This window comes from Paraflavitalea sp. (genome assembly GCF_059502485.1).
In genome coordinates this window covers 825618-838815 of sequence record NZ_JCACET010000010.1, presented here as the reverse complement: position 1 = coordinate 838815, position 13198 = coordinate 825618, and the positions used below count along the sequence as shown (strand labels likewise).

Below are 13198 nucleotides of genomic sequence, written 5' to 3'. Positions count from 1 at the left end.
ACGATGCTGCTGCTACGGGTTAATGTTTAACTTGTCAAACAATACCTTATTTCTTTGTTTTGAATCTTTTATAATTTTTTTAAACGGGACTACTTCAATGTATGCTTTATAATTAGCAGTATCGTAAAAATTGAAGTGTCCGATTCCATCGGGTGTAGGTGTAAAGCGTTCTTCTTGGAGAATGTACAGTAATGTTGGTGTAATATCTGCTATAATATAGCAATAGAATGGTGTATTTATTTTCGCTTCAATAGTTCTTCCGCTCATTTTAGCATTCCCATCGATTACGTTTCGAATATATCTTCTTACTTGGTATATGGGATCCAATTTTTCGTCCCCATATTTATAGTCGTTTCTATTGGGCTTCTTAAATTCTATAATAGTAAAGGATTCGAATGGATATTTATTTTCTGAATACAATGTTGCATAGTCATAAACATCTTCCTTTTTGATTACTAGATCCATTCGATCGCTGGAGGAAGAATTTAGCTCCTTAATAGACTTGAATTGTTTGTCTGAAGCAAGGAATGTATTGAATGTTAACCTTTCATCCAATAGCCATAAATTCTGTTTCTCAAATTCAATAGTGTTCATTTTTTCTCTTACAGGGAAAAAAATACTATGTATGAGTTCTTCGTCCTCAAATTTTCCTTGTGTATTCAGTTCTATTAATTTATCAAGCAAGTCAATTATCGTTCTTCTGTGTACAATATACCTTGCAAGGTCTGATTTTCCGACATCGTTGAATTCTTCCATAAATTCTTCATATATCTTTTTGTATTGTGGGAGAGTCGTTGCATCTTTCTTTTTTTTCAGAATTTCAATGCCCTTTTTCTTGACATCTAGTTTCCATTCACTTTCAATTTCAAACAGCTTGAGATTAAGTTCCTCCTTGGGCAAGTTTGCGGGTAATCTTGATACTTTATCCCGATTATAATTTACAACAATGGAGTAATTAGGAAACTCTTGCTTGATAATCGGAATGTATTGTTGCATTTTTTCTGTTCTTAATACTGTCAAGAAATTGGATAATAATGCCTCTATTTTCACTAGACTTTCTCTCCTTATTTTGGCAAGTGTGATTTCTGAAAATTCAAGTTCAGAATCATCGTCATCCAGTGCAAAGTGAAATCCAGTTCGCTCTTCATTTACGGTCTTATTCAAATATTCGCTGACAACATACACTTGATAGTAGTAGGTTGATTGGTCTGAAGAGTCTTTGAATCCTATATTTAGGTCTGTTATGTATTGCGATAACCCCTCGTCCTTAACAACTCTTTCGTGAGCACAGTAAAGTATCTTATTGCTCTTGGCATTGTGTGACTTGGTGATATATACCTCGAATTGGCTGCTGCTCAATGTGAAGTTGGACGTTTCTACTTCTTTCTTAAACTCTCTTTCGTATAGACCAGTTAAGTCTATAATGTCTCCGTTTTGATTCATAATAGTAATTTCAGGCTGTCTTTTTTTTATAAAATACAGCTGAAAATGACTCACTATCTCTCGGGCAATTTCGATGATGGCGCGGGGGACTTTTTTACCATACTCATCATCATATTTATAAAGGGTTATTTTAGTTCCGGTGCTATTCTTGGGTTCGATCGCTTTTTCTTCATAGTTCTCGAATCCATCCTTTGTCTTCTTATATTCAAAGGATCGAAGCTTCCATTGATCCCCATTCCGATATACACTATTTATGTTAATGGAATGAAATGCTTTAAGGCATACCAATCTGCCAACTCCTTTACCTCCAATGTCCAGTTTGTATTCAGAATCAAATTCCTGGAATGATAGATAATTTTCTTCATTTAAACCGATTCCATTGTCGGTTATTTCAAATGAATGAATTGGATAGGAGTCGTTATCAGGGAGTTTTTTATAAGTTGCATCGTCACCATTTCGAATTATTCTTATCCTGATTATGCCGCTTCTTTTATCTTCACTGTAGTTCTTTCTTTCATTTATGGCATGTATTGCATTGCTTATTACTTCAAACAGAGGGAGTAATGGTTTCGTTTTCGGAAGAAAAAGTTTATTAACCCTGTTTCTTAGATTGGTTGATGAGTTGGGTGCAGCCTTCGAAGAGCTTTTTGCCATGTTAATTTATGTATTTAACTGTTTATGGCTGCTATACAAATAGCACGAAGCAGCAATTTCTATAAATATAGTGTTTTTAAATAAATTAACAGTCGTGTATCAGAGTATACGTTGAGCAGCATCAACACTTTATATAAATACCCTTATGTGGGATTAATCAAACTAATATTTATAGGATATTGGGTTTGCTTAACGATTTGTATTGGTCATAGCATGATTCACAGTATTGCTCTCCTTCACACCAATATTTACTTGAGGCTGATGGCGTTCATTAGAGAGAGTATCTCATATCTGATACATATGATGGATTTCAAAGGAATTCTTCAATAAGACGTTAGGATATGACAGAGTACTTCAGTAGTCAAAGCCTGTTCGTCTTTCGATGACAGCGTAATCGTAGTTGTATAAGGAGGTCTTAAATATATGCTGGTTGACCTATTTATCTTCTTTTGGATACAGTATTCTATTTTTCAGAAAGACATTTATCTATGAGGTCCTAATTCCATATCCCGTTCATGGCTGTCAGCACAATCGGTTTGTCGTCGGTGATCACGATCGTGTGTTCGTGTTGCGCCATAAAGCCCCCTTTATTGCCTACCATCGTCCAACCATCCGAAAGGGTAGTGGCAAGGGTAGAGGTGGTGGTAATGAAGGTTTCAATGGCTACTACAGAGTTCTTTTTGAATCGCCTCGTGTCAAACCGGTTTTTATAGTTAAGCAGATCGCCTGGTTCTTCGTGCAAACCTCTCCCTATGCCATGACCGCCGAGGTTTTTAATTACTTTAAAGCCCCTCTTTTTAGCTTCTGTTTCCATCAGGTAACCAATGTCAGCAATTCTCACTCCTCCACTGATGGTGTTAATAGCTTTCTGCAATATTTCCCTGGATGCATCCACCAGTTTTTGATGTTGACCGATGTCATTACCAAGCACAAATGAACCACCGTTATCAGCCCAAAAGCCGTCCAGCTCTGCCGAAACATCTATATTGATAAGGTCGCCTTCTTGAAGGACAGTTTTGTGCGAAGGGATACCGTGGCAAAACTCGTTGTTGACGCTGATGCATGTCCAGCCGGGAAATCCATATGTCAGGTAAGGGGCTGACTTCGCACCCAGTGAGTTCAATAGCTGTGCGCCATATTCATCCAGTTGTTTGGTCGTCATGCCAGGAGCAGCATACCGGGTCATCTCCTTCAGGGTGAGGGCAACGGCTTCGCTGGCTTTTTTCATACCGATCAGCTCAGATTCTTTATTGATAGACATAGGTGCGTTATTATTATAAATTATTCAAATAAGGGCAGGGCAAAGATACTACCTCATGCTGCACAGCACATCGAAAGTGCCATTGACCTGGGTCGTTTTTCCTACAATGAGCCAATTGTTGTCTTGCTGTCGCTCTACACAGGCCAGCGTGCCGCTAAATTGCCCTTTAACCCTTTTGGTCTTGAATGGATTGCCCGCCTGTTGTTCATCGGCTACAGATGTGATCACCAACATCAAGGGGGTAAGCCCAAGCTTAGGCGCATGATAGGCTGTCCGGGACAAGTTTATCGGTGGCATGGGGTCTTTAGGATAAGGCCCAAATAGCGCTATTTGGTTATTGTCAGGTACCTTGTCGTCACATTCAGCAGCTGAGGTGCATTCATATACCTGGTAAGTGCCGGGTTTCAGGTCCTGCATATAGGTAGATAGGGTAAATTGAATATCGTCTTTCTCACTCAGGTAGCCCAGCATGAAGTGAGCGCTTGAGAAAGCCGGTGAAATAAGCGGCGCCGGGTCGGTTGTTTTATTGTTACCATCGATCTCCAACGCCATCTTTTGAGCGGTGTCGCTACCGGATTGATCGGCCTTTGGAGTCGGTCCTGTACAACTAAACAATGATAAGGTTAATAACAGCAATAATGATTGGTTGAATAGCTTTTTCATGATGCCGGGAGAACGTTTTTTAAGGCCAATATATAACAATAACTGTTCCTGAATGGGGGCTTTGGGCGGGTTGAGGCTATGTATAACTTTGGTTATCAGGCAGGAGACCTGTTAATATCATGTCATTATTAGTTAAAATAGACTTATAGAGACACGCAGGTTCTTCATAGTTTTATTGATTAAATTGATAGATTTAAATATGAAAATGTACAAATTATCCCGTGCCATCCTCTTATTTGTCATTTTGACACGATTTGTTAACGCCACTCAGGCGCAGGACCAGATATTGGATGGGATCGGTGAAACGGGAATGATTGCTCGCTATGTGTTTAACGGAGACCTCAAAGATTGGTCCCGTAATACTTTGCACGCCAAATTCCAGGGCGGCGAAGCGCAGTTTGTCAACGACAACCGGTTTGGAAAGGTGCTGTCGCTTTCCGGCGAAAACAATGCTTTCCTTACGATTCCGGGAGAAGCCTTGACAGATCTGGAATCGCTCAGCATATCAGGATGGATATTCCTGCGCTCGGAGCAGCCTGGTCAGCGCCTTTTTGATTTTGGAAAGGATGCTTCCAAACATTTCTCCGCAGCCCCTGTAGGTACAGCTGCCCAGAAAGGCTACCTGGCTTCAATAACAGGGAGTAGCAACGGAGCAATTGCCCCGGCTATAGAAATGAACAAATGGGTCCACCTGGCCATCGTAATAGATATTCCTGCAAAAACCATGTTTACGTATGTTGATAGTAAACCTGCAGGAGAAGCGAAGGATATTCCAAAGGAATTGACAGAGGTGTTCGGTCAGCAACCAGGAGAAAAAGTGCTTTACATTGGAAAGTCATTGCAGTCCGGCGATCCTAACCTCAATGCCCTGCTCCGCGATTTCCGTATCTACCGTGTTCCTTTGAGCAGCACCCAGGTGGCCGGTATTTTTAACAATTCCCGCAGGGGTATCAACCAGGGTTCGGTAAATACAACAGGCAGACGCGCTGAAGATACCCTTCCCCGCTTTTCTCCCACCGAGGCGCAGCTGTATAATACTTACTTAGTGGGTGTATCTGATGTGAAGGTGGAAACAGCAGTAGGAGAGTTGCCACGTTTCCCAAGTTATGTAGATGGAAATTATCAGAATAAAAAAGGCCCTAAAGTGCGTGTGCTGTGGCCTGCTGCTATAGATAATACGACGGTACTTAAACCCGGAAGCTATACCGTTACGGGACGTGTTGCCGGTACAAGTTTTCAACCCAAGGCAACTGTCACGGTAAAAGATCCCAAAAAATCGATTACACCGGTGTTGAAGTTGCAGCCGTTCCAATTAAGCCAGGTTACCCTGAAGAACGATGCGCATGGCCACGAATCCAAGTTCGTACAGAACCGCGATAAGTTCGTATTGACATTGGCTAAGACCGATCCCAATTCCTTCCTTTATATGTTCCGCCATGCTTTTGGCCAGCCACAACCGGAAGGCGCAAAACCTTTAGGTACCTGGGACAGCAAGGACACCAAATTAAGAGGTCATGGTACAGGTCACTACCTGACGGCTATTGCACAAGCCTATGCCGGTACAGGATATGACAAGACGCTGCAGGCCAACTTCGCCCAGAAGATGGATGTGATGGTAAATACCCTCTACGAATTATCACAATTATCCGGAAAGGCAAAAACAGCAGGCGGCGCACATGTGACTGATCCTGCGGTAGTGCCATTTGGTCCCGGAAAAACAGGTTATGATTCAGACCTTAGTGATGCAGGCATCCGTACTGATTATGAGAACTGGGGAACAGGGTTCATCAGCGCTTACCCTCCCGATCAGTTTATCATGCTGGAAAAAGGAGCCAAGTATGGTGGACAGAAGAACCAGATCTGGGCACCCTATTACACCTTGCACAAGATCCTGGCTGGTTTGATGGATATATATGAAGTAAGTGGTAACAAAAAAGCCCTTGACATAGCTTCCGGTATGGGCGATTGGGTATATGCACGTTTGAGCAAGGTGCCAACAGACACGCTGATCAAAATGTGGAATACCTACATCGCCGGTGAGTTTGGTGGTATGAATGAGGCCATGGCCCGCATGTACCGTATCACCGGCAAACCAAATCACCTGAAAACAGCACAGCTGTTTGATAACATCAGGGTATTCTTTGGTGATACACAGCACTCACATGGACTGGCCAAGAATGTCGATCTTTTCCGTGGCCTGCATGCCAACCAGCATATACCGCAAGTGGTAGGAAGTGTTGAAACATACCGGGCTACCAATAATCCGGAGTATTACAAGATCGCCGATAACTTCTGGTATAAGATGGTCAATGATTATATGTATAGTATTGGTGGTGTTGCGGGCGCCCGTAATCCCAACAACGCGGAATGTTTTATCAGTGAGCCGGGAACCTTGTATGAGAACGGTTTCTCTTCTGGCGGACAGAACGAAACCTGCGCCACGTACAATATGCTGAAATTGACCACCGACCTGTTTATGTTCGATCAGCGTGGTGAGTTGATGGATTACTACGAGCGCGGGCTGTACAACCATATCCTGGCTTCTGTAGCCGAGAATACACCTGCCAATACTTATCACGTGCCGCTGAGGCCAGGCGCTACCAAGCAATTTGGTAACCCGAATATGACAGGCTTTACCTGCTGCAACGGTACAGCCATAGAAAGTAGCACCAAGCTGCAAAACTCTATTTACTTTAAAAGCAAGGACGACCAGGCGCTGTATGTAAACCTGTACGTTCCTTCTACATTGGAATGGACTGAAAAGAAAATAACGATAGAGCAGTCTACAAACTTCCCCAGCGAAGACAATACCCGCTTGACAATTAAGGGCAGCGGAAAATTTGATGTTAACGTGCGTGTGCCGGGCTGGGCTACCAAAGGATTCTTTGTAAAGATCAATGGCAAAGAACAAAAGGTTAAAGCTACACCAGGCAGCTACCTGAAAATAAGCCGCAGCTGGAAAGATGGTGATGTGATAGAATTGAAAATGCCTTTCCAGTTTCACCTGGACCCCGTTATGGACCAGCAGAACATAGCAAGCTTGTTCTACGGACCGATCTTGCTGGCAGCCCAGGAGCCGGAAGCAAGAAAAGAATGGCGTAAAGTAACCCTCGATGCTGAAGACATCAGCAAGTCGATCAAAGGTGATCCCCAGCAATTGCAATTCACCATTGACGATGTTGTCTTCAAACCATTTTATGAATCTTACGGCCGTCACTCCGTTTACCTGGATGTTAAGTTGAAATAAGCCTGCAATCGAATTAGCCCAACCGTCCCAATAAATCGCAAAACCCTTCAGTTCATTAGAGCTGAAGGGTTTTGCATTTTTGCTGATATCTTTCCTGGAGTTGGACATAGGACAAAGCTATGTCGGCCCTGCTTGGTTCTTTCCCAAAATGTGACGGCCTTCCCGGAAACCTGCCACGGACTAAGGCAAAACCTGGGACGGTTGGCACTTTGTTCCCGAAAATCGCCTGATTCCTGTGACGGACTGAGAAAAAGCCTGTGACGAACGGAGCAAAAACTTGTGATGGTTGGGACATTCTTCCCGGGTTCTCCTCATTGCTTCCTCTTTGCTTCCTCGGATTCTCCTCTTTGCCTCCTCGGAATCCGGGGAGCCAAAGAGAAGGAATCGAGATATCATCAGGAAGGAAGAGGTACGCTTGCGACTGATTTCTATAAATCGCCTGGACGTTTTTTTGCATGCTGCTGCCTCACGCGGCTGAGCGTTTCCCGCGATAAGCCGAGGAAAGAGGCCACCATGTGGAGCGGTATGCGCTCGTAGATCTGCGGGTATGTCTTGATAAAGTTGTCGTACTTTTCTTCTGCGGTCTCGCTGATATTGCTAAGTATCCTGTTTTGGTGGGCCTCGTAATTTTTAGCGGTTAGTTTCTCTATCAGCTTTTTGAAATGGGGGATCGTTTCTTTCAGGGCTTCAAACTTTTCCTTTCTGAGTATTAGCAATTCACCATCTTCCAACGCATCGATATTGTATTTGGAAGGAAGACCCGATTGAAAACTGTCGAAGTCACTGATCCACCAATTCTCGATGGCAAACCTCATGCTATACTCTTCGCCATTTTTACCTACGCCGTATAACCGAAAGCATCCTTTCACGACAAAGCCAATGTTATGGCTGACATCGCCTTCCTGCAACAAATACTGGCGCTTGCGAATTTTCTTCGGAACAGCCACTTCTTCAACCTGCCTTAGTTCGTCATCAGTCAGGCCGCCTTTTTCAACGAGGTACGTCGCTAAAGCAGAAAACATTTTAGATAATTTTCAATAAAGTTATCTAAAATGTTCTTTCGCCTGAATGGGCGAAGCCGAAACCACGCAACGCTCCAAATAGTCAGGCCGCTCAAAGCGGCCAGACTAAACAACGGGTAGACGACGTGAAACGGAACAGTTGACGTACACGAAGCCGAGGAAGTGAATTTCTTAGCCTTATTTCATTTGGATAATATTCGTCAACCCGCCATCGGCAAGTATTTCAGTGGCAAGTATGAAAGAGGAGTCGTCAGACGCCAGGAACACGGCAGCTTTCCCCATGTCAGACGGCAAACCCTGTCTTCCTGCAGGTGTCAGGCCTACCCAGATTTGCTTCACCTGATCTACCTGCTTCTCTGGTACTATTTTGCCAAATACAGGCGTATCCGTTGAGCCGGGAGAAAGGGCATTGACCCTGATCTTTCTGGCCAGCAGATCCAGCGATAGTCCTTTGGCTAAGGATACAACAGCGGCTTTGGCAGCACTATATACTGTCATGCCCGGTGCTGCACGGTGCGCGGCGCTCGATCCGATGAGGATAATGGAGGCGCCATCATTCAAATAGGGAAGTGCTTTTTGAACCGTAAAGTAGGCGCTCTTTAAATTCAGGTCCATGTACTGATCGTAGTTGCTTTCCGTGACCTCGGTGATGGCCGCCATCGGTTGGCCATCTACAATGCCGCCGGCATTGACTACCAGCGTATCGATGTGGCCAAATCGATCAAACGTATCTATGAATATGCGTTCCAGGTCACTCATGTTCGTTACATCGGCTTTGATGCCTATGAAGCCTGCTCCCAGCGCTTTAACCGATTGGTCGAGCGTTGCCTGGTTTCTGCCTGTGATAGTGCCGATAGCCCCTTCGTCTTTTAATGCTTCCGCGATGCCAAATCCTATGCCGCTGTTACCTCCGGTAACTACGGCTACCTTGTTTTTCAGTTTCATTTTTTATGATTGTATTACAAGGCAAAGGTGAGACACTGCAGGGGCTGGCAACAAGGAGATTTGACAGAAAATAGTAGTGATAAATGTCACATAGATACTTGGAGCTGTACTAACAATCGCTTAACTATTTTGAATAAATTGTTGTCGAAAGGAATAGAAGTATGCCGTTATTTTGTAGCAGGATCTATTTCCTTTCAGCTAATATGAACGATCGTCAACCCACCTTTCTCGAATTCTTTCCTGTCAGCCTGTTTGGGGCTGTTATGGGCTGCTGCGGCCTCTCATTCGCCTGGCGCTTTGCCGCCAAACTCTGGGGGCTTCCCACTGTCATTGGAGAAGTGATCGGTATCGTTGCCATCGTTCTATTCATAATATTGTCCGTAGCCTACCTGGTAAAGCTGAAGCGATATCCTCAGCTGGTCAAAGCGGATTTCAAACACCCTGTGCTGATCAGTTTCTTTGGCACTATTATCATCTCCCTGCTACTCCTCCCCGGTATTATATTACCGTATCATGCCTCCACGGCCATCGTCATCTGGAGCATCGGTACTGTATTGATATTGTTGTTTGCCTTGAAAGTACTGCGTAAGTGGCTCGACCACCAGCAGGAACCTGCCAGCGCTGTGCCTGCCTGGATCATACCGGTGGTAGGTACGCTGGATGTACCCATCATAGGTGCTCAGTTGCCCGTCGAAGGTATTAAAGAAGTGTGCCTTTTCTTCTTTGCGATCGGTATCCTTTTCGCCATCATCCTGATGACCATCATAATCGCTCGCCTGTTGTTTCAGCCAGCCTTACCGGAAGCTGCACAGCCTACGCTGCTGATCCTCGTTGGTCCCTTTGCGCTTGCGTTTTCAGGATATATACTTATTACGGGCGGGCAGGATACCATGTCCTCCGTATTCTTTTATTTCGACTTGTTTTTGTTGTTGCTTTTCGGTAGCAAGATTGCTTTGTTGCCCCGGTGCTGTCCTTTCCGGGTTAGCTGGTGGGCGGTGGGTTTCCCACTGGCAGCTATTACGATTGCATCATTACGGTTTGCCAGTAATAAGGATGGGATCATATTCAAGGGAATTGCTGCGGTATTGCTGGTCTTGACCAGCTTCGTTATTGTCTATCTGTTGGTGCAGTCACTATCCCGGTTGATTACCGGAAAGTTCAACCAATAGGTCAGCGACAACAAAGCTACGAGGTGCGCAGGATCTTCTCCATCTTCTTGCCCTTGGCCAGTTCGTCTATGAGCTTATCCAGGTACCTGGCCTTTTTTGTCAAAGGAGTCGTTATTTCCTCTATACGATAGCCACAGATCATGCCTGTGATGAGATGCGCATTGGGGTTTAGCTTGGCACGTTCGAAGAATTCTTCAAACGTCACTTTCTCTTTTATCAGCTCCTGCAGCTTTTTATTATTGAAACCAGTTAACCACTCTATCACCTGGTGTAATTCTTCTTTCGTCCTGCCTTTCGTCTCCACTTTTGTGACATAGTGCGGATACACCGATGCAAAAATCATTTTGGCAATACGTTGATCATGGGTGGCAGAAGTGCTCATGTCCTTAATATTTTAATGGTAAGTTACGTAGAAATTGCTTTCAGGATAGACCCATACGCCTGTTGACGATACATTACCTATATTTAGACTTTTAACAGTCCCATCGCTCAATGCCAATGAAAGTTTTAGCCGGCCTATTCTTTTCTACACTCATAGTTACGGTATCCTACGCTCAGGGTAAAAAAGCGCCATCCTTGCTCAGAGTCGATCTCTTACAAAATGCTGAATGGGTATACGATCAGGGCCAAAGAACCAATGTTTCATTAGAGCAAGCAGCCGCTGCTGATGCTAAATGGCAATTCAGTCGGGTAAACAGTCGGTTTCCGACATTCTCCTGGGTAGTTGCAGAGGGCCATCAGGCTGCCTTTCAGCTATTGGTAGCCAGCCGGAAAGAACTATTGATGAAAGATTCCGCAGATGTGTGGAACTCCGGGCGAAAGAATGACAACAACAGTATTGCTGCTTCATACAAAGGTGCTGCTTTGAAACCATCTACAATCTATTATTGGAAAGTGCGCACATGGGGTGCGGATGGCAAAGCCAGCAGCTATTCCGCTGTTCAGTCATTTTGCACGGGAAAAACGTTGGAAGACTTTAGCCTGCCTTCCTTTGTATTGATCAAAACGCCTCAATTGCCACAGCAGGTCCGCCAGCTTGACGCCAACAATAAACTATACGACTTTGGTAAAGATGGTTTCAGTCAGCTGAAATTGTCCGTGCATGCGCAACAGGCAAACGACACGCTGGTGATTCATCTTGGTGAAGCACTTGCAGCCGATGGACATGTCAATAGAAATCCCCCCGGCACGGTGCGCTATAAAATGATCAAGGTGTCTCTTACTCAGGGGCATCATTCCTATCAACCACTGATACCGCCTGACAAAAGGAATACTGGCAGCAATGCGGTATTGATGCCTGCGGATATAGGAGAAGTGCTTCCTTTCCGGTATGCTGAGATAACTGATGCATCAGGTCGATATAAGGTCGATAGTGTTTCCCGCTATCTGGTCACCAATATATTTGAGGATAACGCCACTACTTTTACCAGTTCTGATACAGGGTTGAATAAGATATGGGACTTGTGTAAATACACGATCAAAGCCACATCTTTCGCAGGCTATTATGTAGATGGAGACAGAGAACGTATTCCCTACGAGGCCGACGCGCTGATCAACCAGCTTTCCCATTATGCGACCGATGCAGAGTTCACCATGACGAAGAGAACACTCGATTACGTGATCTACCATCCCACATGGCCTACAGAATGGTCCTTGCAAAACGTGTTGATTGCCTGGAACGATTACCTGCATTCCGGCGACCTGCGGCAAGTGAAAAAGCTATATCCTGACCTGAAAGCAAAGTTGCTCACGAGCCTTGCCAGGGAAGATGGATTGATTAGCACACGTACCGGAAAGCAAACACCTGAATTTCTAAACACCATCCATTATAAAACATTTAATGCCAACACAGGCTTAAAAGATATTGTCGATTGGCCACCGGCAGGAGGCATAGGAGGCGGACAATCGGGCGTAATGGGCGAAACCGATGGTTTTGTGTTTACCGATTACAACGCCGTTGTCAACGCCTGGTATTATGCCGGGCTCGAAGCAATGGCTAAACTGTCGATAGCTGTAGGCAACAAAGCAGACGCAGATTACTACACACGTGAAGCACAAAAAGTGCGGGCATCCTTCCAACGTACATTTCTCGATGCGCAAACAAATATCGTACTGGACGGAGAGGGCACAAAGCACAGCTCTATACATGCCAATTTCTTTGCGTTGGCGTTTGGCTTAGTGCCCAAAGAAAAAATAGCACCGGTGGTCAGCTTTATCCATTCCCGTGGCATGGCCTGCAGTGTATACGGTGCCCAGTTCCTGCTGGATGGATTGTACAAGGTCAATGAACAGGAATATGCGTTACAACTCATGACCTCAACGGAAAAAAGAAGCTGGTTCAACATGCTGCGCGAAGGCGCTACCATGACGATGGAAGCATGGGGACAGGAGTACAAGCCTAATCAGGACTGGAACCATGCATGGGGCACAGCGCCGGCAAACGCTATGGTGAGATATGTGGCAGGTGTGCAGCCATTGACACCGGGCTATAGAGAAATACAAATTAAACCACAACCGGGCAGTGTTGAACAGATTGATTTGAAGCTCCGCACAATACGAGGTGATATAGAAGTGAGCTTTGAAAACAAAAAAGACAGGTTCAACCTGCAGGTGAGTTTACCGGGCAATACTACTGGCCGGGTATACCTGCCCTTCGCAAACAATAAAGCGATAGTAAAAATGAATGGAAAAGTGGTTAAAGCCACTTTTGCAGAAGGGTATTACCAGGTGCTAAACGTGAAGCCGGGAAAACACAATTTCGAAGTTTACGCCGGCAACCGTTAATAGACTGTAA

General features: G+C 44.6%; 9 protein-coding genes. 3 read left to right on the top strand and 6 right to left on the bottom strand.

All coding sequences use genetic code 11. The features are described from left to right. Positions 1 to 12: 12 nt before the first annotated feature. The 3 genes from AC5JBY_RS20720 to AC5JBY_RS20710 form a co-directional block, all read right to left on the bottom strand. Positions 13 to 2097: a hypothetical protein gene (locus AC5JBY_RS20720; RefSeq protein ID WP_495906561.1), complete on the bottom strand. Its 2085-nt coding sequence runs from the start codon at positions 2095 to 2097 to the stop codon at positions 13 to 15. A gap of 496 nt (positions 2098 to 2593) precedes the next feature. Beyond that, positions 2594 to 3358: a type I methionyl aminopeptidase gene (map, locus tag AC5JBY_RS20715; RefSeq protein ID WP_495906560.1), complete on the bottom strand. Its 765-nt coding sequence runs from the start codon at positions 3356 to 3358 to the stop codon at positions 2594 to 2596. A gap of 48 nt (positions 3359 to 3406) precedes the next feature. Then, entirely contained in the window at positions 3407 to 4021 is a 615-nt protein-coding gene (locus AC5JBY_RS20710) for a hypothetical protein (RefSeq protein ID WP_495906559.1), read from the bottom strand. 199 nt (positions 4022 to 4220) lie between these two features. On the opposite strand from AC5JBY_RS20710, the gene AC5JBY_RS20705 reads away from it, so the two are divergent. Then, positions 4221 to 7268 carry a beta-L-arabinofuranosidase domain-containing protein gene (locus tag AC5JBY_RS20705; protein WP_495906558.1) on the top strand — a complete coding sequence of 1016 codons (3048 nt, stop codon included), beginning with the start codon at positions 4221 to 4223 and terminating at the stop codon, positions 7266 to 7268. Positions 7269 to 7696: 428 nt separating this feature from the next. Here the strand turns inward: AC5JBY_RS20705 and AC5JBY_RS20700 are convergent, their stop codons facing one another. Both AC5JBY_RS20700 and AC5JBY_RS20695 read right to left on the bottom strand, forming a co-directional pair. Then, on the bottom strand, positions 7697 to 8290 hold the full coding sequence (locus tag AC5JBY_RS20700; RefSeq protein ID WP_495906557.1) for a Crp/Fnr family transcriptional regulator: 594 nt from the start codon (positions 8288 to 8290) through the stop codon (positions 7697 to 7699). A gap of 177 nt (positions 8291 to 8467) precedes the next feature. Further along, positions 8468 to 9235 (bottom strand): SDR family oxidoreductase, encoded by a 768-nt coding sequence (locus tag AC5JBY_RS20695; protein ID WP_495906556.1) that lies wholly within the window; start codon positions 9233 to 9235, stop codon positions 8468 to 8470. 203 nt (positions 9236 to 9438) lie between these two features. On the opposite strand from AC5JBY_RS20695, the gene AC5JBY_RS20690 reads away from it, so the two are divergent. After that, a complete protein-coding gene (locus AC5JBY_RS20690) occupies positions 9439 to 10404 on the top strand; it encodes an SLAC1 anion channel family protein (protein ID WP_495906555.1) in 966 nt (321 codons plus the stop codon). Positions 10405 to 10420: 16 nt separating this feature from the next. Here the strand turns inward: AC5JBY_RS20690 and AC5JBY_RS20685 are convergent, their stop codons facing one another. Continuing rightward, positions 10421 to 10786, bottom strand: a complete 366-nt coding sequence (locus tag AC5JBY_RS20685) for a DUF2200 domain-containing protein (RefSeq protein WP_495906554.1) — start codon at positions 10784 to 10786, stop codon at positions 10421 to 10423. 110 nt (positions 10787 to 10896) lie between these two features. On the opposite strand from AC5JBY_RS20685, the gene AC5JBY_RS20680 reads away from it, so the two are divergent. After that, the gene (locus tag AC5JBY_RS20680; protein ID WP_495906553.1) at positions 10897 to 13188 is read left to right on the top strand and encodes an alpha-L-rhamnosidase-related protein; all 2292 of its coding nucleotides are present in this window, start codon (positions 10897 to 10899) and stop codon (positions 13186 to 13188) included. The last annotated feature ends 10 nt before the right edge of the window (positions 13189 to 13198 follow it).

Bases quoted from the DNA above. Each gene is read 5' to 3' on its own strand.
- AC5JBY_RS20720 (WP_495906561.1), bottom strand. From the start codon at position 2,097: ATGGCAAAAAGCTCTTCGAAGGCTGCACCCAACTCATCAACCAATCTA.
- map (WP_495906560.1), bottom strand. From the start codon at position 3,358: ATGTCTATCAATAAAGAATCTGAGCTGATCGGTATGAAAAAAGCCAGC.
- AC5JBY_RS20710 (WP_495906559.1), bottom strand. From the start codon at position 4,021: ATGAAAAAGCTATTCAACCAATCATTATTGCTGTTATTAACCTTATCA.
- AC5JBY_RS20705 (WP_495906558.1), top strand. From the start codon at position 4,221: ATGAAAATGTACAAATTATCCCGTGCCATCCTCTTATTTGTCATTTTG.
- AC5JBY_RS20700 (WP_495906557.1), bottom strand. From the start codon at position 8,290: ATGTTTTCTGCTTTAGCGACGTACCTCGTTGAAAAAGGCGGCCTGACT.
- AC5JBY_RS20695 (WP_495906556.1), bottom strand. From the start codon at position 9,235: ATGAAACTGAAAAACAAGGTAGCCGTAGTTACCGGAGGTAACAGCGGC.
- AC5JBY_RS20690 (WP_495906555.1), top strand. From the start codon at position 9,439: ATGAACGATCGTCAACCCACCTTTCTCGAATTCTTTCCTGTCAGCCTG.
- AC5JBY_RS20685 (WP_495906554.1), bottom strand. From the start codon at position 10,786: ATGAGCACTTCTGCCACCCATGATCAACGTATTGCCAAAATGATTTTT.
- AC5JBY_RS20680 (WP_495906553.1), top strand. From the start codon at position 10,897: ATGCCAATGAAAGTTTTAGCCGGCCTATTCTTTTCTACACTCATAGTT.